This window comes from Aestuariivirga sp., assembly GCF_044239095.1.
Taxonomy (GTDB): Bacteria; Pseudomonadota; Alphaproteobacteria; order Rhizobiales; family Aestuariivirgaceae; genus Aestuariivirga.
Genome location: NZ_JBIICB010000004.1, coordinates 1 through 20,368, shown reverse-complemented (window position 1 = coordinate 20,368; position 20,368 = coordinate 1). Strand labels below are relative to the sequence as shown.

The 20,368-nt window shown below is 64.2% G+C and carries 16 protein-coding genes; 12 read left to right on the top strand and 4 right to left on the bottom strand.

Going from position 1 to position 20,368, the window contains the following annotated elements:
* Positions 1-1,605, bottom strand: coding sequence for a GMC family oxidoreductase (locus ACILRA_RS00810; protein ID WP_395660185.1), 1,605 nt, complete (start codon positions 1,603-1,605; stop codon positions 1-3).
* 560 nt (positions 1,606-2,165) lie between these two features.
* Between ACILRA_RS00810 and ACILRA_RS00805 the strand changes: the two genes are divergently transcribed.
* The 3 genes from ACILRA_RS00805 (at position 2,166) to ACILRA_RS00795 (ending at position 4,816) form a co-directional block, all read left to right on the top strand.
* Positions 2,166-3,767, top strand: a complete 1,602-nt coding sequence (locus ACILRA_RS00805) for a trypsin-like serine protease (RefSeq protein WP_395660184.1) — start codon at positions 2,166-2,168, stop codon at positions 3,765-3,767.
* Positions 3,768-4,073: 306 nt separating this feature from the next.
* The gene (locus ACILRA_RS00800; protein WP_395660183.1) at positions 4,074-4,421 is read left to right on the top strand and encodes a Crp/Fnr family transcriptional regulator; all 348 of its coding nucleotides are present in this window, start codon (positions 4,074-4,076) and stop codon (positions 4,419-4,421) included.
* Between the two features lie 116 nt (positions 4,422-4,537).
* On the top strand, positions 4,538-4,816 hold the full coding sequence (locus tag ACILRA_RS00795) for a DUF1127 domain-containing protein (RefSeq protein WP_395660182.1): 279 nt from the start codon (positions 4,538-4,540) through the stop codon (positions 4,814-4,816).
* 101 nt (positions 4,817-4,917) lie between these two features.
* Here ACILRA_RS00795 and ACILRA_RS00790 read toward each other — a convergent pair whose 3' ends face one another.
* A complete protein-coding gene (locus ACILRA_RS00790; RefSeq protein WP_395660181.1) occupies positions 4,918-6,579 on the bottom strand; it encodes an alpha/beta hydrolase in 1,662 nt (553 codons plus the stop codon).
* Between the two features lie 161 nt (positions 6,580-6,740).
* Between ACILRA_RS00790 and ACILRA_RS00785 the strand changes: the two genes are divergently transcribed.
* Positions 6,741-7,094, top strand: coding sequence for a hypothetical protein (locus ACILRA_RS00785; protein WP_395660180.1), 354 nt, complete (start codon positions 6,741-6,743; stop codon positions 7,092-7,094).
* Positions 7,095-7,347: 253 nt separating this feature from the next.
* Here the strand turns inward: ACILRA_RS00785 and ACILRA_RS00780 are convergent, their stop codons facing one another.
* Complete coding sequence (locus tag ACILRA_RS00780; RefSeq protein WP_395660179.1) at positions 7,348-8,043, bottom strand: Crp/Fnr family transcriptional regulator; 696 nt, start codon at positions 8,041-8,043, stop codon at positions 7,348-7,350.
* Between the two features lie 220 nt (positions 8,044-8,263).
* Here ACILRA_RS00780 and ACILRA_RS00775 point away from each other — a divergent pair, with 220 nt between their 5' ends.
* The 5 genes from ACILRA_RS00775 to mtnA all read left to right on the top strand — a co-directional run bounded on the left by ACILRA_RS00775 (position 8,264) and on the right by mtnA (position 15,105).
* A complete protein-coding gene (locus ACILRA_RS00775; RefSeq protein WP_395660178.1) occupies positions 8,264-9,838 on the top strand; it encodes an arylsulfatase in 1,575 nt (524 codons plus the stop codon).
* A gap of 85 nt (positions 9,839-9,923) precedes the next feature.
* Positions 9,924-12,152, top strand: a complete 2,229-nt coding sequence (locus ACILRA_RS00770) for a cytochrome c3 family protein (protein WP_395660177.1) — start codon at positions 9,924-9,926, stop codon at positions 12,150-12,152.
* A 123-nt stretch (positions 12,153-12,275) separates the two neighbouring features.
* Positions 12,276-13,253, top strand: coding sequence for an aldo/keto reductase (locus tag ACILRA_RS00765; RefSeq protein ID WP_395660176.1), 978 nt, complete (start codon positions 12,276-12,278; stop codon positions 13,251-13,253).
* A 16-nt stretch (positions 13,254-13,269) separates the two neighbouring features.
* Positions 13,270-13,920 carry an SOS response-associated peptidase gene (locus tag ACILRA_RS00760; RefSeq protein WP_395660175.1) on the top strand — a complete coding sequence of 217 codons (651 nt, stop codon included), beginning with the start codon at positions 13,270-13,272 and terminating at the stop codon, positions 13,918-13,920.
* 84 nt (positions 13,921-14,004) lie between these two features.
* Positions 14,005-15,105, top strand: coding sequence for an S-methyl-5-thioribose-1-phosphate isomerase (gene mtnA / locus ACILRA_RS00755; RefSeq protein ID WP_395660174.1), 1,101 nt, complete (start codon positions 14,005-14,007; stop codon positions 15,103-15,105).
* Between the two features lie 40 nt (positions 15,106-15,145).
* Here the strand turns inward: mtnA and mtnK are convergent, their stop codons facing one another.
* Positions 15,146-16,435, bottom strand: coding sequence for an S-methyl-5-thioribose kinase (gene mtnK / locus ACILRA_RS00750; protein WP_395660173.1), 1,290 nt, complete (start codon positions 16,433-16,435; stop codon positions 15,146-15,148).
* A 272-nt stretch (positions 16,436-16,707) separates the two neighbouring features.
* Between mtnK and ACILRA_RS00745 the strand changes: the two genes are divergently transcribed.
* Genes ACILRA_RS00745 through ACILRA_RS00735 form a run of 3 tightly spaced genes read left to right on the top strand, consistent with a single transcriptional unit; the run spans position 16,708 to position 20,354 of the window.
* A complete protein-coding gene (locus ACILRA_RS00745; protein ID WP_395660172.1) occupies positions 16,708-17,733 on the top strand; it encodes a sugar ABC transporter substrate-binding protein in 1,026 nt (341 codons plus the stop codon).
* 11 nt (positions 17,734-17,744) lie between these two features.
* Positions 17,745-19,262, top strand: a complete 1,518-nt coding sequence (locus tag ACILRA_RS00740) for a sugar ABC transporter ATP-binding protein (protein ID WP_395660171.1) — start codon at positions 17,745-17,747, stop codon at positions 19,260-19,262.
* 21 nt (positions 19,263-19,283) lie between these two features.
* On the top strand, positions 19,284-20,354 hold the full coding sequence (locus tag ACILRA_RS00735) for an ABC transporter permease (RefSeq protein ID WP_395660170.1): 1,071 nt from the start codon (positions 19,284-19,286) through the stop codon (positions 20,352-20,354).
* The last annotated feature ends 14 nt before the right edge of the window (positions 20,355-20,368 follow it).

The window sequence follows — 20,368 nt, the reverse complement described above, 5'->3', positions numbered from 1 at the left end:
TCAGAGGAAGGTGATGGCGCGGTCGGCCAGCGCCATGGTCGGCGCGTTGGTGTTGCCCGATGGCACGAAAGGCATCGCCGAGGCATCGATGACGCGTAAGCCCTCAATGCCGCGCAGGCGGAGCCGCGTGTCGAGCACCGCCATCGCGTCGCCATCCACGCCCATGCGGCAGGTGCCGACCGGATGCCAGTTGGTCTTCACCGTGCGGCGGCAGTGCTCGGCCAGTTCGGCATCGCCCGTCACCTTGCTGCCTGGCAGCATCTCATGCGTGATGCGCGACGAGAGGGGGCGCTGCGCCATGATCTCGCGGGCAAAGCGCAGGCCGAGGATCTCAAGCCTCAAGTCGTCAGGATCGGCGAGGTAGTTGTTGTCGACGACGGGCTTGTCGAATAGATCGCCGGAGCGCAAGCGCACGCTGCCGCGCGACCTGGGGCGGAGCAGGCAGGCATTGACCGTCACGCCGTCCTGCGGGGCAATGCCCTTCACGTCGCGATCGAGATAGACCGTCGGGATGCAATACATCTTCAATACCGGACGGTCGCCGCCCTCGGGGTCCACATAGGCGCAGGCCTCGACGCCGACGCTGGCCACGGGGCCGGAGCGGAACAGCATGTATTGCAGCCCGTTCCACAACGCGCGCCAGCCCTTGTCTTCGCCGTAGTAGCCGAAATGCCCATTGGTGGCGGCCACCACCGGTACCTCGTGGTGGTCCTGCAGGTTCTCGCCCACGCCGGGCAGGTCATGGATGACCTTCACGCCCATCGCGGAGAGATGCGCGGCAGGCCCGATGCCGGACAGCATCAGGATTTTGGGCGTGTTGTAGCTTCCCGCCGCCATCAGCACCTCCGCCTCGCAATGGGCGGTCTTCTCGACGCCATTCTTCACATAGGCGACGCCGGTGCAGCGGCCGTTCTCAACGATCAGCCGGGAGACGGTGGCCTCCGTCTCGACCGTCAGCTTCGGATCGCCCGTCACCTGCGACAGGAAAGCCTCGACCGCGTTGCAGCGCCGGTTGCGGTGCGTGGTGTATTGCATGGTGCCGACGCCCATCTGGCGGGCGCCGTTGAAATCCGGATTGTAGGGAACGCCGAGCCCCTGCACGGCGAGGATATAGTCCTCGGTGAGCTGGCAGACAGCACCCGTGGGCGAAACATGCAGCGGCCCGTCGACGCCGTGCCAGCGGTCATGGAACTGGTGATTGCGCTCGAGGCCCCTGAAATGCGGCAGCATCTCCGCGAAGGACCAGCCGCTGTTGCCACCGAGGAAACGGTCCCAGTGATCGTAATCCTCATGCTGGCCGCGGGTGTAGACCATGGCGTTGACCGCCGAGCCGCCACCGAGGATCGCTGCCTGCCCGACGGCGGGCGCGCGCCCGTTGAGGTGCGTCTGCGGCACCGGCTGGTGCATTTCCACGATGGGGCTGCCGCGGATGCCCTTCATCCAGGCCGCGGGCATGGGGAGATAGACTGCCGACAGGCCGGAGGCCCTGGCCGGCCCCCGCTCCAGCATCAACACCCGGGCACCCTTGTCCTTCACCAGCCGCCATGCGGCAACACAGGCGGCAGAGCCGCCGCCGACGAGGATATAGTCATAACCCTGGTTCATGGGCGTCTGGCCCAGGGACTGACCCTGCCGCACTGTTTCGCGCCGGTTTCAGGGACGATGCCTTCCATGCTGCCTGATCTGCTCCACACCAGCGCGCCGCCTGGCGCGGTGCGAGTATGCCGGGAATGGAATTGCATGCAACTCTCATGGCGGAAACCTGCAAGCGAGTTTACCTAATGGAAGAATTTGCAGCAGGTTCATTTTCTGTTCCGGATTTCTTGCAAACGTTTTCAGGCACGCTGTCTGCCATTCAGAAGAGCAGGCAAGGCGCCGCCACGTGGCAAGCCGTTGGCGCCATTGGGCATTGTGGGGTTGCGACAAATCCTGTCGTAATTTCGGCAATTGCAATGCTTTGCAGAGCACGTTGCACTGTGCGTGCTTTGTTCTGGAAACCAGCATGCCCGGTGCCGACTCCGGATGACTGCAATCCATATCAAACTTGTATAGCGGCAATCATTCTCTTATGCATCTTAAAATTGCTTTTATTTCTTTTTGTGAAAGATAAGCCGGTCCGCTGCGGCAAGGCGGCCGACGCATCGACAACAGTCCGGAGTTTGAACATGCAGCTGACAGCCCGCTTCCTCGCCGCCGCCCTGATATGCCTGGCCGTCTCGGACGTGCCGGCGTTGGCACAGGGTGACGCAAGGCCCGCCTCCCCCCGCCTCGCGGAGTCCGCGCCGTCTGGCGCGTCACTGCAGCAGATCGCCAAGGATGACGCAGGTCTCCGGTCTGTGCTGGATACGCTCACGGCAGAAGCAGCGGCCCGTGGCAGCGTGCGGGTTGCCGTCAAGACCGCGGTGGCCTACGCCCCCGAAGCAAGGCTGACCGAACCGGAGCGGCTGCAGCAGCGCCGGGAAATCGCCGCCGCGGCAAAGGCCGTTCGCCTTGCGCTGCCCATGGCACGGTCCTTCGAGGCCGTCGACGACAAGCCCTATGTCATCATGGATATCAACTCCGCCGGTCTTGCCCGCCTCGTGACCCTCCCCGGCCTCGTACGGGCCGTCCCGGAGGATCAGTTCAACTGGATGCGCGACCTCGTGCAGATGCGCGCGGCCGCCGCGGCAGCGCGCATGGCTGGGGATCGCCCGGCATCACCTTCCACAATGGTGGCAACGCCGAAGGTCGTCGGCGGAACCGAAGCGGTGCCCGGCATCCATCCATTCCAGGTGGGTATCGTCGCCAAATGGATCCGCAATAATACAAGGGCGCATTTCTGCGGCGGCACGCTGGTGGCGGACCGCTATGTCGTCACCGCGGCGCATTGCGTGGAGGACGTTGTCAATGCTTTCGATGACATACAGGTCCTCGTTGGCACACAAAGGCTGAACCGCGGCGGGCGGCGCATCGGGGTCGCCGAGGCGCTGATGCATCCCCTTTATGACTACTGGACGGCGGACTACGATGTTGCTGTCTTGAGGCTGACAACGCCGGTGACCGGCACCCCCTTCGCAAGCCTCGCCGCCACCGAGCCCACTTCGGCGGGAACGCTGCTGCGGTCATCAGGCTGGGGACGTACGGCTTACGGAGGCCCTAAATCCGTGCGGCTCTTGCAGGTAGACTTGCCTTTCGTGCCGACGGTTGAAGGCTCATGCAGCAATTATTCTGACATCACGCCACGCATGATCTGCGCTGGCGAGACCGGCAAGGACACCTGCGGGGGCGATTCCGGCGGGCCCCTGACGATCAACCGCGGTGCAGGCTATACAGAGCTTGTGGGCATCGTGAGCTTCGGCACGGGTTGCGGCTGGGAAGGTTATCCAGGCGTCTATTCCAACGTGGCGGACAGCGGCATCAAACCCTTCATCGAGAACGCTCTCTCGTCAACACCGCCCGCCATCGAATTCGCATCGGCAACGCAAACCGTGGGCGAAGGCGAAAGGCGGGTGACGCTGACGCTTACACGCCAATCCCCTGTCGACACAGCCAGCGTACGCTTCGCCACGGCAGGCGGCACGGCGCTGCCCAGGTCCGACTTCAGGGCACGGACAGGGACCGTGAGTTTCCGGCATGGGCAAACGACGGCGGCGATCACGATCACGCTGGTGAACGACCGGGTCAAGGAAGGTGACGAGGCGTTCACTGTGACATTGTCACAGCCTTCGCCAGGCTGGACCATCGGCAGAAATGCCACCGCGACGGTGACGATCACCGACAACGACTAGACGCTGAAAACCGGGGGCTGAAAGCCCCGCAGCAGGCCATACGAGGACCAGCGCCTTCCCCGGCATGATAAAACATGGTGTCCGAAGCAACACTTCGGGCATAGTGTCAATGCGCAGCCACGCCTGGCGCCCGGGACAAGACGCGTTGAAACTCACGCCTGAACTCCTGAAGACATTCGCCCCGTTCAAGACGCTGGGTGATGGCGTTCTCGCGGCCATTGCAGCGGAGTTCAGCGTTCGGCGAGCGTCGAGGCCAGCGAAGCCTCGATCATCGCCAGGCTGCCGCAAAGGCGGTTCCTGGCCCTGATGGAGGAAAACCCGGCATTCGCCATCGCCGTGGCGCGGCAGCTGGCCGGGCATGTGCGGCGGCTGACAACAAGGGTGTTCGAGTTCAGCACCATGGCGGTGCGGCAGCGGCTGCGGGCGGAACTGCTGCGGCTGGCAAAACCCGCGGCAGGCGCCGATACGGCGGCGATCGCCAGCCTGCCGACACATGCGGAACTGGCAAGCCGCATCAGCACCCACCGGGAGGCGGTGTCACGCGAGCTGGCCTGGCTCGGCGACGGCGGCTTCATCCTGAAGCAGGGCCGCAGCCTTCTGATCCCCAGCCTCGGCAAGTTCCGCAGCCTGATGGAAGACGGCTGGGAGGGATAGTTTTCCGGCCCGCCTGTGGCAATCCTCACAGCCGGGTCCGCCACCGGCGGCCTAGTGTGCCTCTCACGGGCCCCGCTCACCTTTCGGGTGCGCCCGGCCACAGAGGAGAACGCACCATGAAGACCCAGTCCCCCACGCTTCCCGCTGCACATGGAACACTCCAATATGTGGTGCAACAATTCATGCGGAAGATCTCGGCCATGGCCGAGGAGCGCCGTGCGCGCCAGCGGACCCGGGCCACAGCCGACATGCTCGAGCAGATGGACCCGCGGCTTCTCGACGACATCGGCATTGCGCCGCAGAAGACATCGCATCCGATGCAAGACCTCGTGCAAAGCGCCCCCGCTGTCGTCGCCGTAAAGGTGCTTTCCCCGCAGCGCAAGGCCGGGCACTGAACAGCAAGGCAAGCGGTGCAAGCCATTCCACCCGGCCGTCCCGCGTGTGAGAGCGGCGGTCCGCCAATCGAGATCAGCTGACTGACCGGCGCTTTAGCGTGCTAGAGCCCTTTCGCGTCAAGCCAGGCTTCGAGTTTCTTCATCTCGTCATCGCCGATGCCCTGTGGGCCCGTCAGGGCCTGCCAGCCGCGGGCGTAATCGGCGGCGGCATAGACGTGGCCACGGCCCTTCGGCACCGTGGTCGCCGTCATCATGTCGAAGATCAGCTGAATGAAGCTGATGGCAGGCATCCAGGTCAGCCCCGGCGAGACATCTGCGGCGCGGGGCGGCCCCATCCAGTCGGGCTTGCGGTGCCACATATCCTCTTCGAAGAAGACGATCGGATCGGAGGGATACTGAAGATAGAGCACGCGGACGGGGCCCCACCCTTCCGCGGCGAGCTGGGTTTTGTCATTGGCCGTGACGAAGCGGAAGACCTGCGCGTTGCGCGCCGTGGGCAGCCACTGGGGCGTGCCTGCTTCGCGGGTGGTGGTGACCTCCGTCCAGGTGCGGCTGGCGAAGGGCGGGCCCACCCAGAAGGCCCCCTCGAAGGGATCGCCCAGCACGGCAAAGGCATTGCTGGCGAGATCGGAATTGATCGAGCCCAGGCTCAACCCGAACAGGAAGAGCCGCGGCCGCGACGCCTTGGGCAGTGAGCGCCAGTGTCCGTAGACGGCGCGGAACACCGCGTCCGCCGTCTCTTCCCCGTATTCCGGCTGGACCAGCAGGGACAGCCAGCTCGGAAGGTAGGAATACTGCACCGAGACGGAGGCCACATCGCCGCCATGCATGATCTCGAGTGGCAGCATCGCCGCGGGGTCGACCCAGCCGGTGCCGGTGGGCGTGGCAATAACCAGCAGCGACCTTTCGAAGGCGCCGGTGCGCAGCATTTCCGCAAGGGCCAGGGCGGCGCGTTCCTCCACCGTTTCGGCTGAATTGGCGCCGACATAGACCCGCAGCGGCTCAAGCGCGGCGCGCCCGGTGATGGCTGAAATGTCTGAGGCGGCAGGCGTTTCCGAGACGTGGCGGCGCCCCTCGTGTCCGAGGCCCTCCCAGGCGAGGAGGGATGCCGCACTTCCTGTCTTCAGCGGCGCGAGCGGCCGCTCTTCCTCCGCGGGGATGAAAGAATCGACAGTTCGATAGGCGGAATCGAGGCCGCGCAGAATGGCGTCGAGCAGGAAGCCGTTGCCGACCGCCCAGAAGGTCCAGGCGGCGAGAAGTGAGGCCGCCAGCAAGGCCGCCCGGGGCGGCAGCACGTGCCGCAGCGGCGCATCGAAAAGATCCTTCAGGGCCCTGAAGAGGCGCCCGGCGGCAATCAGCACCAGGGCGACGGCAAGCCCAGCGCCCAGAAGCGTGATGGGCCTCACGGTTTCAACCGGTGGAAGCCCCAGCGCCTGGTAAATCTCATTCTGCCAGCCGCGCGCCAGAAAGGCGCCAGCCACCACAACGATGACGGCGAACATGGCCGAAAGCCACCTCCCGCGGCGGAGCAGGCCCTTCTGCGCCACAGGAAGCCCCAGCCAGCCCCAGAGCATGACAAGACCGGCAGCCAGCCCATAGCCCGCCGCGAAGGCCAGCCCGGCGATGGCGCCCTGGATCGGGCCCTCGCGCGGGATCAGGCTGGGGGTCAAGGCTGCCAGCCAGAACAGCGCCCCCAGGACGAGGCCCGCGGCGGACAACGGAGCGGTAAAGCGGTGGTTGAAAACGGCGGCGAGTTTGTTCATGCGTACAGTTGTGCACGGATGGCGGGTTGCGGGCAATCCACCAGATGCAGGGGCGTCGTCAAGCAGTCTCACGTGGCGGGCAGCGCTCAAGCGCTGCTGGTGCACATGATCTGCCGGAGCGGCCGCTCCGTAATCGTTTCTTTAAAAAAAGGGGGACGAACATGAAGAGACTTTTCGCAGCCATTGCCATCACGCTGGCGGCCAGCTCGATGGCCCAGGCTTCCGGCGTTGCGACCGGCGAGCAGATCACCGCGGCGATCTCCGGCAACACCGTACAGGGCAGCATGGTTGCCGCTGGCGCCTACACGGAGTTTTATGGCGCGGACGGCGTCATCAAGGGCAAGGACTATTCCGGCAAGTGGCGCGTCAATGGCGACACCATGTGCTTCCAGTATGGCACGGACCCCGAGGCATGCTGGGCCGTGAAGATCGACGGCAGCCAGGTGACGTGGGTCAAGGACGGCAAGGATGACGGCACGGGCACGATCGTGACGGGCAATCCCAACAACTTCTAGAGCATGATCCGCAAAAGTGGAAACCACTTTTGCGAAAAGATCATGCTCAAGCCATTGAACTTGCGCGAGTTCTTTTCGACCAGGTGATTCCACCTGGTCGGAACGCGCGCTAAAGCCTGCGCCGCAGGCGCGGCGTTGCTGAGAGCGTGATCCGCAAGAGTGGTAACCACGATTTGTGACGAGATCACGCTCAAGCTCTTGATATTGCGCGCGTTATGTCCGGCCAGGTGAGTCCATCCGGCCGGACAGCACTCTATCGCGCGTGGGCATCCTCGACGATGCGGTTCAACCGCTCCATGTCGAGGATTTTCACCTCGCGGTAGCCCAGCCCGCAGATGCCCTGATCAACCAGTTCGCCCAGCAGGTTGTAGACCGTGGAGCGCGACATGTTGCTGGCAACTGCCAATTCCTCCTGCGTCATCGGAATGCTCACGGGCGAGGGTGGCAGGTAAGTCATCAGCCTCCCCGCGAAGGTGAGGAGCCGCGAGCACAGCCTGAGGCGCGGATCGACGATCAGCAGGTCGACGGCGTGCAGGGCGTATTCCTCGACATTGGACGCCATCAGATTGAAGAAGGTCCAGCAGAACGAGTGCTCGGCCTGCAGCAGGTCAGCGATCTGGGCCTGCGAGATGGCGAGGAGTTCCGTTGGCCTGCGGGCTGCAACGGACATGATGCGGGGCCGGCGGCCGAGGGCGGCAGGCTCGCCGAACCACCGCCCCGGAAACATGACCTGCGCGTTCACGACACCCTGAACCGGGTGCGCCAGCGAGATCATCGCACACCCCGAGACGATGCAGTAGAGATCGCTGGCCTTGTCCTCGATGTCGAACAGCGTTCTCCCCTTTGGCAGGCTCACGATCCGCATGCGCGCGCAGATCGCATCCTGGATGCGGGGCTCCTGCCGGGACAGCCAGGGGCTGGCACGCGCGACGGCGACCGCCTCATCCATTTGCATTTTTTTGTGGCCTCAACGTCAGATTTCTCATTGCAATACAATTGATCGGCCTGTGATCCGCTTATGTCAACCCGCTGGCTCCGCGTGGTGCCAGACGACGGACTGCGCTTGCTGCATGAAGACAATGCCGGGGTCGACTTCAAAACAGCGAAGCGGTATCATCGGCATGGCTTGTGTGGCCGTGAATTCCACCATCGAACAAGGGGACACCACCATGACGGACAAGACCCGCGGAATGGCGCGGCGCATGACGCTGATGGCGGCATGCATGCTGGCGCTAGGCGTGGCGCTGCCGGCGGATGCCGGCGCGCAGGAGAAGAAACCCAACATCCTGGTGATCTGGGGTGACGACATCGGCGGCTTCAACATCAGCGCCTATAACAGGGGCATGATGGGCTACCGGACGCCCAACATCGACTCGATCGCCGAACAGGGCGCGCTGTTCACCGACTGGTATGGCCAGCAGAGCTGCACAGCCGGTAGAGCGGCCTTCGTGACCGGCCAGTCCCCGATCCGCACCGGCCTCACCAAGGTCGGCCTGCCGGGTACGCCCGAAGGCATGAAGACCGAGGACCCGACGATTGCCACGCTGCTCCGCGAGCAGGGCTACGTCACGGGCCAGTTCGGCAAGAACCACCTGGGCGACCGCGACGAGATGCTGCCGACCAACCACGGCTTCGACGAGTTCTTCGGCAACCTCTACCACCTCAATGCCGAGGAAGAGCCCGAGAACCCCGATTACCCGAAGGACCCGGAATTCAAGAAGAAGTTCGGACCGCGCGGCGTGATCCATTCCTTCGCGCAGGCCGACGGCACCCAGAAGATCGAAGACACAGGGCCCCTCACGCGCAAGCGCATGGAAACGATCGACGAGGAAGTGACCGCCAAGGCGCTCGTCTTCATGGAAAATGCGGTGAAGGGCGGCAAGCCGTTCTTCCTGTGGTGGAACTCCACCCGCATGCATGTCTTCACGCATCTGAAGCCCGAGTCAGACGGCAAGACCGGCCTTGGCATCTATGCCGACGGCATGGTGGAGCATGACGGCCATGTTGGCCAGGTGCTGGCCAAGGTGAAGGAGCTGGGCGTCGAGGACAACACCATCGTGATGTACTCAACCGACAACGGGGCCGAGACCTTCACCTGGCCAGACGGCGGCACCACCATGTTCCGCGGCGAGAAGAACACCAACTGGGAAGGTGGCTACCGTGTGCCGACCTTCATCAAGTGGCCGGGCACGATCAAGCCCGGTTCGGTGATCAACGATATCGGCGCGCATGAGGACATGCTGACGACGCTGGTCGCGGCTGCGGGCAACCCCAATGCCAAGGAAGAGCTGCTCAAGGGCAAAAAGATCGGCGCCCGCGATTACAAAGTGCACCTCGATGGCTATGACCTTGGCCCCGCCCTCAAGGGTGAGGCCGCGTGGCCCCGCAAGGAGTTCATCTACTGGACCGACGACGGCAGCGTCGCCGCCCTTCGCTATGGCCCCTGGAAGATCACCTTCCTCGAGCAGAAGGCTGAGGGCCTGCGCGTGTGGCAGGAACCCTTCACCGAACTCCGCGCGCCGCTGGTCACCAACCTGCTCATGGACCCCTTCGAGCGTGCCGAGCACGAAAACGCGATGGGCTTCCAGCGCTGGTACATGGACCGCATGTTCCTCATCGCCCCGGCGGGCGCCTATGTCGCCCAGTGGCTGCAGAGCTTCCGCGACTTCCCGCCGCGCCAGAAGCCCGGCAGCTTCAACCTCGACCGCGTGATGGAAGCCGTATCGCAGCCAGCACAGAATTAAACTGACCGAAGCGGGGGCACCGGAGTGGCTTGACAGAGCCCTCCGGTGCCCTTTTTGTTGCCTGCTTAACAAACTGGACGAAACAATGCCCACACTGCGTTTGCGACTGTTCCTGGCGGCAGTGATATGTGGGCTGCTGACAGCGCCTGCCCTTGCTGAAAGGGCCCATCTCGACGGCTATGCCGGAACCGCCGTCTGCGCGGAATGCCACGCGGATGAAACCGAAGCCTGGAAAACATCGGACCACGCCTGGGCGCTGAAGGAGCCAGACCCTGCCAGCATGCTCGGCGACTTCGAGAATGCCGCCTTCACCCATGATGGCGTCACCTCGCGCTTCTTCCGCAAGGAGGGCGGCTATTTCGTTGAAACCGAGGGGGCCAGCGGCAAGCCCGAGACATTCCAGATCCGCTACGCCGTGGGCCACAGGCCGCTGCAGCAGTATCTGGTCGAGACCACCGCGGGGCACCTGCAGGTTCTGGACATCGCCTGGGATGTGAACGGCCGCAAGTGGTTCCACCTCTATCCCGACCAGAAGCTTCCGCCGGGTGACGGCATGCACTGGACGGGCGCCTACAAGAACTGGCAAGCCCGCTGCGCCACATGCCACCAGACCGGCTTCGACAAGGGCTATGATTTCCCCTCGCGCACCTACAAGAGCCACTGGACCGAACTCACCGTCGGCTGCGAGACCTGCCATGGACCGGGCAAGGACCATGTGAACGCCGCGCGGCAGGGCAATCCGCATCAGAGCCTGATGCCGAAGCTCGGCGCCGGCCAGCAGGACAACGAGATCAACGCCTGCGGCCCCTGCCATGCGCGGCGTGACGCCTTCTCGCAGGTGCAGCCGCCCGCCGGTTCACCGTTCAACGAGCACTACGCGCTCTCGCTGCTCACACCAGACCTCTATTTCGGTGACGGCCAGCAGAATGCCGAGGTGTTCATCCTCGGCTCCTTCCTGCAGTCGAAGATGAAGGCCAAGGGTGTGACCTGCTCCAATTGCCATGAGCCGCATTCGAACGCGCTGGTGGCCGAGGGCAATGCCGTCTGCACCCAGTGCCACAATGAGGCAGGCCGCAGTGAATTCCCCACGTTGCGCAAGGCGGAATATGACACGCCCGCGCACCACCATCACCCGGCGGGCAGCGAGGCGGCGCAATGCGTGACCTGCCACATGCCCGAGCGCAGCTACATGCTGATCGACCCGCGCCGCGACCATTTCTTCCGCAAGCCGGACCCGCTCCAGTCGCAGGCAGCGGGCGCACCCGACGTCTGCACGGCGTGCCACACGGACGAGACGCCAGCCTGGGCGGCTGAGCACATCGCGCAATGGTTCCCCGCCTCCGACCGCTCCTGGCAGGACCGCAGCGCGCTCATCGCCTTCAACGCCGGGGACCGCCAGCAGAGCACGATCGCAGCGCTCGAAGCCTTCATCCGCAATCGGGAGACGCCGGCGATTGTGCGCGCCACAGCGCTCCGCGCCGTGGCGGCGGGCGGCCTGACGTTACCTGAGGATGCAGCACTGCTGCTGAAGGACGATGATGCGCTGGTGCGGGCGGCGGCGGCCGGCGCCTTACGCCATCTTCCCGCGGCAGAGCGCGCCGCGTTGCTGACACCGCTCCTCACCGACCCGGTGCGCAGCGTCCGGCAGACGGCGGCCATCGAGATCGCGGGGGCGGGCGTCGCCGCCCTTCCATCCGCCGATGACCAGGCGTACCGCGCCGCACTTCAGGAATATCTCGATTCGCGCATGGCCAATGCCGATACGCCGGAAGGCCACATGGCGATCGGCGGCATGGCGCTGAGCCGCCGCAAATGGGATGAGGCCGAGGCTGCCTTCCGCACCGCCACCGAGATGGACCCGCAGCTTGTCCAGGCGTGGCTCGTGCTCTCCGACATCCGCCAGGCGCGCGGCGATGCGGCGGGCACGGAGGCCCTCCTCACCAAGGCCATCGCGGCATCACCCGGCAACATCGACCTCCTGCTGGCGCGCGCCGACTTCGAGGCGCGCCGCCAGCGCACCGACGACGCGCTCGCCTGGTACAAGAGGGCATTGGCTCTCGATGACGCCCGCGCGGATGTCTGGCTGGGCATGAGCATCGCAGCCCTCTATGGCCAGAAGCCGGAGCTAGCCCTGGACTATGCCGCCAAGGCAGAAGGGCTCAATCCGCAGGACCCGCAGGCCATCGTCGTCACCGCCATGGCGCATGCCGTTCTGGGGCAGACCGATGCGGCGCGGCAGGCCGCGGAGCGTGCCCGCAAGATCGCCCCCGGCCTGCAACTGCCGCAGGAGCTGGAACAGCTTCTCACGCCATAGACTTTGATCGATCAGCCCGCCGATGTCTTCGCCTGCATGATGAGCGGAAGAAGACGATATGCGGTTGCGGCCGGTCGTTTCTCCATGCTCTAACCCCCGGTGAGCGGAGAAGGAGACAAGCGCATGACCACTTCAGACATCGGCAAGGTGGCACTGGGACATACGGGATTGAGCATCAGCAGGCTGTGCTTTGGCCTGGCGCCCTTGGGCGACATGCCAGACACCTATGGCTATGGTGTGAGCACGGAGCAGGCCCACGCCACGGTGCGCGCCATCTTCGACAGCGAGGTGAACTTCATCGACACCTCGCGCAACTATGGGCTGGGCCGCAGCGAGGCCCGCATCGGCGAGGTGATCAAGGAGCGCGGCGGCATCCCCAAGGGCTTCGTCATCTCTAGCAAGATCGACCGTGATTTCGAAACGCGGAAGTTCGACGGAGCCCGCGCGCGCCAGTCATTGGAGGAAAGCCTCAAGGCGCTGAACGTCGACCGTATCCAGCTGCTTCATCTGCATGACCCGGAACATGCGCTCGACTTAGCCGACATCACCAAGCCCGGCGGCGCGTTGACCGAACTGTTCAAGATGAAGGAAGAGGGCCTGGTCGATGCCGTGGGCCTTGCCGCGGGCGTTGTCGACGTGATGATGCCGCTGATGCGCGACTGGGATTTCGATGCCATCATCACCCACAACCGCTACACCCTGGTGAACCGCAATGCGGCAGAGATGATGGACCTGGCCGTGGCGCGCGGCATGGCGGTGCTCAATGCCGCCCCCTATGCCGCAGGCGTGCTGGCCAAGGGCACGGCGAACCACGCCCGCTATGTCTACCAGGAGGCAACGCCCGAAGTGCTGGCACCCGTTACCCGTGTGGAAGAGGTCTGCGCACGGCATGGCATTCCTCCGGGGGCGGCTGCCCTGCAGTTCTCCATGCACGACCCGCGCGTGGCCTCCACCGTCGTCGGCATCAGCAAGCCGGAGCGCATTGCGCAGACCATCGCGTGGGCTGAGTACCCCATTCCGCAGGCGGCCTGGAACGAACTCATGGCACTCCCCTTCGAAGCGGGTGACCCGGAGGCGACACGCGTCTGGACCCCGGGCTGAGAATGATACACGCCCGATGTGCAATCTCTACAGCCTCACCAAGGGCCAGGCCGCCATCCGCGAGATGGCGCGGGCCATGGTGGACCACACGGGCAACCTGCCGCCGCTTGCCGGCATCTTTCCGGATTATCCCGCACCCATCGTGCGCAATGGCGCGGAGGGGCGCGAACTCAGCCTGGCGCGCTGGGGCATGCCGTCTCCCGTCTTCGCGCTGAAGGGCCGCAAGACCGACCCCGGCGTCACCAATGTGCGCAATGTCGCCTCGCCGCATTGGCGGCGCTGGCTGGGCCTCGAATCGCGCTGCGTGGTGCCCTTCACCAGCTTCTCCGAATACGAGACGCTGCCCGGCGGCGAGAAGCGCCCTGTGTGGTTCGCGCTTGACGATGACAGGCCGCTTGCCTTTTTCGCCGGCATCTGGACGCGCTGGACATCGGTGCGCAAGGTGAAGGAAGGCGAGACCACCAATGATCTCTTTGCCTTTCTCACCTGCGAGGCCAATGCCGAGGTGGGCGCCATTCACCCCAAGGCCATGCCGGTGATCCTCACGCAGGCAGACGAGATCGAGACATGGCTGACCGCGCCCACGAAAGATGCGCTGCAGTTGCAGCGCCCCCTGCCCGGCGGCGCGCTGAAGATCGTGGCGCGCGGGGAGAGGCATGACGGCTGATCGGGCGCCTGATCAGCCCGGACATATCGCGCGATTGATTGTCTCCGCCTTCTCCTCCACATTCGGGCCGACCGGAGGATTGTCATGAATGTGAATGGACGGCACTACCGCACCATCTGGCTCAATGCGGACGGATGGGCGGTGGACATCATCGACCAGACGAAGTTTCCCCATGTGTTCGAGACGGTGACGCTGCGGACTCCGGAAGAGGCGGCCATCGCCATCAAGGATATGCTGGTGCGCGGCGCGCCTCTGATCGGCGTCACTGCCGCCTATGGCATGGCGCTCGCCATGCGGCAGGATTCTTCCGACACGGCGCTGGCTGGCGCCTATGAATTGCTCGTCAGAACCAGGCCCACGGCGATCAACCTCAAATGGGCGCTGGACGAGATGATGCGTGTGCTGCAGCCGCTTCCGGCCAGCGGACGCAAGGAGGTGGCCTATGCCCGCGCCGCAGAAATCGCGGATGAGGACGTAGGCATCAACCAGGCCATCGGGCGGAACGGCTTCGACATCATCAAGGCCATCGCGGCGAAAAAGAAGCCGGGCGAGACCATCAACATCCTCACCCATTGCAATGCCGGGTGGCTCGCCACGGTGGACTGGGGTACGGCGACAGCACCGATCTATACCGCGCATGATGCGGGACTTCCCATCCATGTCTGGGTGGACGAAACGCGGCCCAGAAATCAGGGCGCCTCGCTCACCGCCTGGGAACTGTTGCACCACGGCGTGCCGCACACGGTGATCCCCGACAATACGGGCGGGCACCTGATGCAGCATGGCATGGTGGACATGGCGATTGTCGGCACCGACCGCACAACGGCGCAAGGGGACGTCTGCAACAAGATCGGCACCTATCTGAAGGCGCTGGCCGCGCATGACAATGGCGTGCCCTTCTATGTGGCGCTCCCCTCGCCCACCATCGATTTCGCAGTGGTGGATGGTGTGAAGGAAATCCCCATCGAGCAGCGCGGCGGGCACGAAGTCTCCCACATGACGGGCCGCACCGAAGACGGGCGGATCGAGACGGTGGAGATCGTGCCGCGCGGTTCAAAAGTGGCGAATTACGGCTTCGACGTGACGCCCGCGCGCTATGTGACGGGCCTCATCACCGAGCGCGGTGTGATTGCGGCGAACCGTGAGGCGATTGCGAAGGCCTTCCCGGAAAGGGCGGCAAACTAGCCACTCACGTCTTCTCCCGCTCCTTCAGCGGGAGAGGACCCTAATAGCGTTCAATCTCCTCGCGCACGCGGCGCGCGGCATCCGTCACGGCGCGGATCGATGCGTAGTTGCCGGTATTCACCATCATGTCCCTTGCCAGCGTGAGCGCGCGCGCCTCGCAAGAGGCGCGGCGGTCCTTGTCCTCGATCCATTCGAGGTCGATGTTGTGGGCAAGGCCTAAGATGCGGCGGATCATCTTGGCGGCGGCGAAGCCCACCGTGTCGGTCCACAAGCGGTCCATGTAGGCCTGCCGCTCGGCCTCGAGCAGCGCTTCGCCTTGCTCGCCCTGGAAGAGCGAGGGCGGATAGGCATCGCCCGTGGGATTTTCGCGCCACAGCGCCAGGAATTTCTCGCGGAACGAGGTCCAGATCTGTTCGACTGTCAAGAGCACCCAGTCACGATAGGCCTCGCGCTCACCCGCCGTCTTTTCATGCCCGTCCTGCGAGAAATAATTCAGCAGGAAATTGGCGATGACCGCACCGACGTCGAAGCCCATGGGGCCCATGAAGGCGAATTCGGGGTCAATGATGCGTGTATCTTCCGGCGTCAGCATGACGGAGCCGGTGTGCAGGTCGCCATGCAGCATGGCTTCCGCGGAAGACAGGAATTTGAGCTTGAGGCGCGAGACGGCCACCTTCAGATCCCCATCCTCGCGCCAGCGCGCCGCGTAAGGATCAAGCTGCGGCGAGGTCCAGCGGTTCAGTTCCGCCACGCGGTAGGGATCGGTGAAGATCAGGTCCTCGGTGATCTTGCACAGCGCGGTGTTGCCCGAGAAGGCGCCGATCATCGCCTTCTTCTTGTCCGCCGTCAGCGCCAGGTCGGAGGTGAAGTAGAGCGTGCGCGCCATGAATGTCGAGATGTCGCCCGCGAACTTCGGATAGAGCGTGCCGGCGATCATGCCGCGCCGCATGATGATGTGCGGCTCGAGCAGCTCCATCACGATCAGCGCCTGGGTCTCGTCGTAATGCAGGATCTGCGGCACCAGCCGCCCCGTCAGCCGCGCCTGCTCGGACAGCGCCATGTGTTCGTAATGGGCGCGCGACAATGGCAGGGGCCAGCTTTCGCCGACAAGGCGCACATAGGGCAGCGCCTGCTTTACGGCAATGCCGCCCTGAGGGCCCTTCACGATGAAGACGAGGTTGAGATTGCCATCGCCGACTTCGGCGATGTTCCATTGGCTGGGGGCGCCGCCCAGCAAGTTGCGGACACGCTCGACGCCTGAAAGATAGGCAGCAAGCGTTTCAGGCTTCTGGGGCAAATAACCGGTGCGGGTTTCGATCTGTGCAGACATGTCACACAATTTGTTTGTGGCCGTTGGCGCTATGAGCACCGAAACGCGTGTGAAATGCAAGAGCAGCATCCAGCATCATCGAAAGGCTTCGCAACTGCAGCAGCAATGATGCCCCGCAGCAACGCGAATTGTCAGACAATAGCTCTGGACAAAGCTTCGGCTCTGATGGATGTTTTTACTGATCGGCGTCCCCGCAGAAGCATCGGCCGCATGTTCGGCACGAGCCATCCGGACGCTCGACGCGAACAACAGCTTGGAGGAGGACCACAGCAATGCTTGACGATCTCATCAAGGAAGCGGCGAACCGCCGTGACGTTTTCAAGAAGCTGGGCGCCACGGCGCTCGGCGCGGCCCTGCTGGCAGATGCTGGCTTCGACCCCGCCATGGCACAGGCACTCGCCCCCGCAGGCAAGCCCATGAAGGCGGCTTTCTCGAACGCCGGCCTGCAGGCCACCTGGTGCGCCCAGGGCAAGACGGCCGCTGAAGCCTGGGGCAAGCTCATGAACGTCGAGATCACCTGGTTCGACGGTGAACTCTCGGCCACCAAGCAGCGCTCGGCCATCGACAACATGGCCTCGCAGAAGTGGGACTTCGTGGCGATCCAGACCTTCGGCATCGGCACGCTGACGGACCCCATCAAGAAGATGATCGATGGCGGCACGCCCGTCATCGCCATGGACACGCTGGTTGCCCCTCCGGGCACCGTGCCGATCCACACCTTCATCGCGCCCGACAACATCATGATGGGCTCGGTCGTGACCTCCGCCCTCGTCGCCGCCATGGGTGGCGCTGGCAATATGGTGATGACGCAGGGTGCGCTCGGCCACTCGGGCGCTCAAGGGCGCGCCAAGGGCTTCCATCAGGTGGTTGACGGCAACGGCAACATCAAGCTCCTTGACGAGCAGCCCGCCGACTGGGACGTGACCAAGGTCGCCCGCATCTGGGACTCGCTGCTGACGCAGTATCCGGACATCAAGGGTGCCTTCTTCCACAATGACGACATGGCGCTTGCCGCGCACAACGTCATGAAGGCCAAGAACCGCACCGACATCCTGATCGCCGGTGTCGACGCCATGCCGCCCGCCGTGAACGCGGTGCTGGAAGGCGTGATGGTGGCCACCGTCCGCAACCCCTCCTGCCGCATCCACGGCTGGTCGGTTGCCGCTGGCGTCGCCGCGGTGCAGGGCGGCGAGCAGGCCGGCAAGGACATTCCGGACTTCATCCTGGCCGACGGCCCGGTCATCACCAAGGAAACCGCTGCCGGCCACCTGTGGCTGCAGAAGAACTTCCTGATCTGATCCAAACAGTGATGCCGGATCACACACATCAAGCGGGCGGGGGCGAACAGCCCCTGCTCGAACTGCATAATGTGACGAAGCACTTCGGCGGCGTCATGGCGCTGAAGAACGTTGACTTCACGCTCCGGGCGGGCGAGATCCATGGCCTGGTGGGCGAGAACGGTGCTGGCAAGTCCACCACCATGAAGATCATTGCCGGGGTCCACACCGAATTCGACGGCACCATGAAGATCAAGGGCCGCGAGGTGCGGCTGCGCTCGGCGGGTGACGCGCTCGCCAACTCCATCGGCATGGTGCACCAGGAACTCTCCGTCGTACCGGACCTGAGCGTTGCCGAGAACGTGTTCCTCGGCAACCAGCCGCTGACCGCGCTGGGCACCGTCAACTGGGGCCACATGAACCGCGAGGCGAAGAAGCTGATCGCCAGTCTGGGCCTCGACATCGATCCTACCACCAACATGGGCTCGCTCCCCGTCGGACTGCAGCAGCTGGTCGAACTCTCGCGCGTGCTTTTTTCCGGCGCGCAGATCATCATTCTGGACGAGCCGACCTCCGCCCTGTCGCCGCCCGAGGTAAGGCAGCTCTTCGCGGTGCTGCGCCGGCTGCGGGCAGAGGGCCGCTCCATCATCTTCATCTCGCACTTCCTGGACGACGTGCTTGATATCTCAGACCGCGTCACCGTGTTCCGCAACGGCCAGAAGGTCATCACCGAGGACACGAAGAACCTGACGAAGGATCTCGTCATCTCCCACATGATCGGCCGCGGCTCCAAGGGCATGCACATGGGCGAGGAGGCAGAACTGAAGGGCGACGACAAGAAGCCCGTGGTGCTGTCGGTCCAGGGCGTCAGCGACGGGCGCAACCTGCGTGACTTCTCGATCGAGCTGCGCGCGGGCGAGATCACCGGGGTCTATGGCTTCATGGGCTCAGGCCAGATCGAACTGGCCCGCGCGCTGTTCGGCAAGGTGCCGCTGCGGCGCGGCGGCCTGAAGCTGGACGGCAAGACCGTGAAGTTCCGGTCCACCGCCGCGGCGCGCGCCGCTGGCATCGCCTTCGTGCCGGAAAACCGGCGCATGATGCTGTTCCGCCAGGAGCCGGTTTACAAGAACGTCTCGATCGCCATCCTCGGCCGCATCCACCGCCTGCTGGTGAAGCCCAAGCAGGAAAAGAGGATCACCGAGGCCCACATCAAGGACCTGCAGATCAGGCCGCCGCGCACCGCCATTCCGCTGGGTTCGCTCTCCGGCGGCAATCAGCAGAAGGTGGCGCTGGCGAAATGGCTCACCCACCTGCCGCGCGTGCTGATCCTGTCGGAGCCGACCCGCGGCATGGACGTGGGTGCGAAGGAAGACGTGATCCGCATCGTCAAGTCGCTGCGTGACAAGGGTGTTGCGATCCTGGTGCTCTCGACAGAGCCAGAGACCATCCTGACCCTCGCCGACCGCGTGACGGTGATCAAGAAAGGAACCGTGGCCCGTGAATTCGCGTCGGGTCACATCGAAAAGGCCGACCTGCTGTCGGCAGCCTGACCAAGTGGGAGATTGAACGGAATGTCGACGGCAGAAACAGTCGCACCGAAGAGCTTCAACCTGAAGCGCTTCCTGGCCGACCAGCTCAGGAACATCGCGCCGGTCTTCACGCTGGTGGCGCTCGTCATCTTCTTCAGCTTCGCCAGCGAGACTTTCTTCACGCTCGACAATGCGCTGAACATCATCCGCCAGCTCTCCATCACCGGCATCATCGCGGTGGGCCTCACCTATGTGATCCTGACCGCCGAGATCGACCTCTCGGTCGCGGCGGTGGCCAATGCGGTCGGCATCACGGTGGCCTATTTCACCATCCAGCCCGATTATGTGAATATCGCCAACCTGCCCATGCAGGGCTGGATCGCCATCATCCTGGCGCTTGCGGCCGCCTTCGCCTTCGGGCTTGTCACCGCGGGCGGCATGACCATCATCGGCATCCCCTCCTTCATCATGACGCTCGCCATGATGCAGATCGCCAATGGCGTCTCCGCCATGCTGGTGCGCGGGCAGATCGCCTATCAGTATCCCGATCTCATCACCACGCTAGGCTCCGGCACGGCCTTCACCATTCCGCTCGGTATCGATGCGGCGGGCAAGGCCATGTTCATCCCCATCGGCTGGACCATCATCGTCTGCATGGTATTCCTACTCGTTGGCCACCTGGTGCTGAAATACACGCGCTATGGCCGCTACATCTACATGGTGGGCGGCAACCGCGAGGCGGCTGAGTATTCCGGCGTGAACGTCAAGTTCATCATCGGCTCCGTGATGGTGATCTGTGCGGTTTGCTCCGGCATCGCCGGCATGCTGGGTGTGGCTTATTTCGGTTCAGCCCAGCAGAACCAGTTTGACGCATTCCTGCTCGACGCCATCGCGGCAGTGGTGGTCGGCGGCACATCGCTGTTCGGCGGCAGGGGCGGCATCGGCAACACCATCATTGGGCTCCTCGTGCTGGGTGTCGTCAACAACGGGCTCGACCACATCCAGATCGACTCGTTCCTCAAGATCCTGATCCGAGGCCTCATCCTGCTCGCGGCCCTCATCATCAACGTCTATGCCCAGGTGCTGAAGGAAAAGCAGTCAGACCTCGATTGAGAACCCCCATGCAT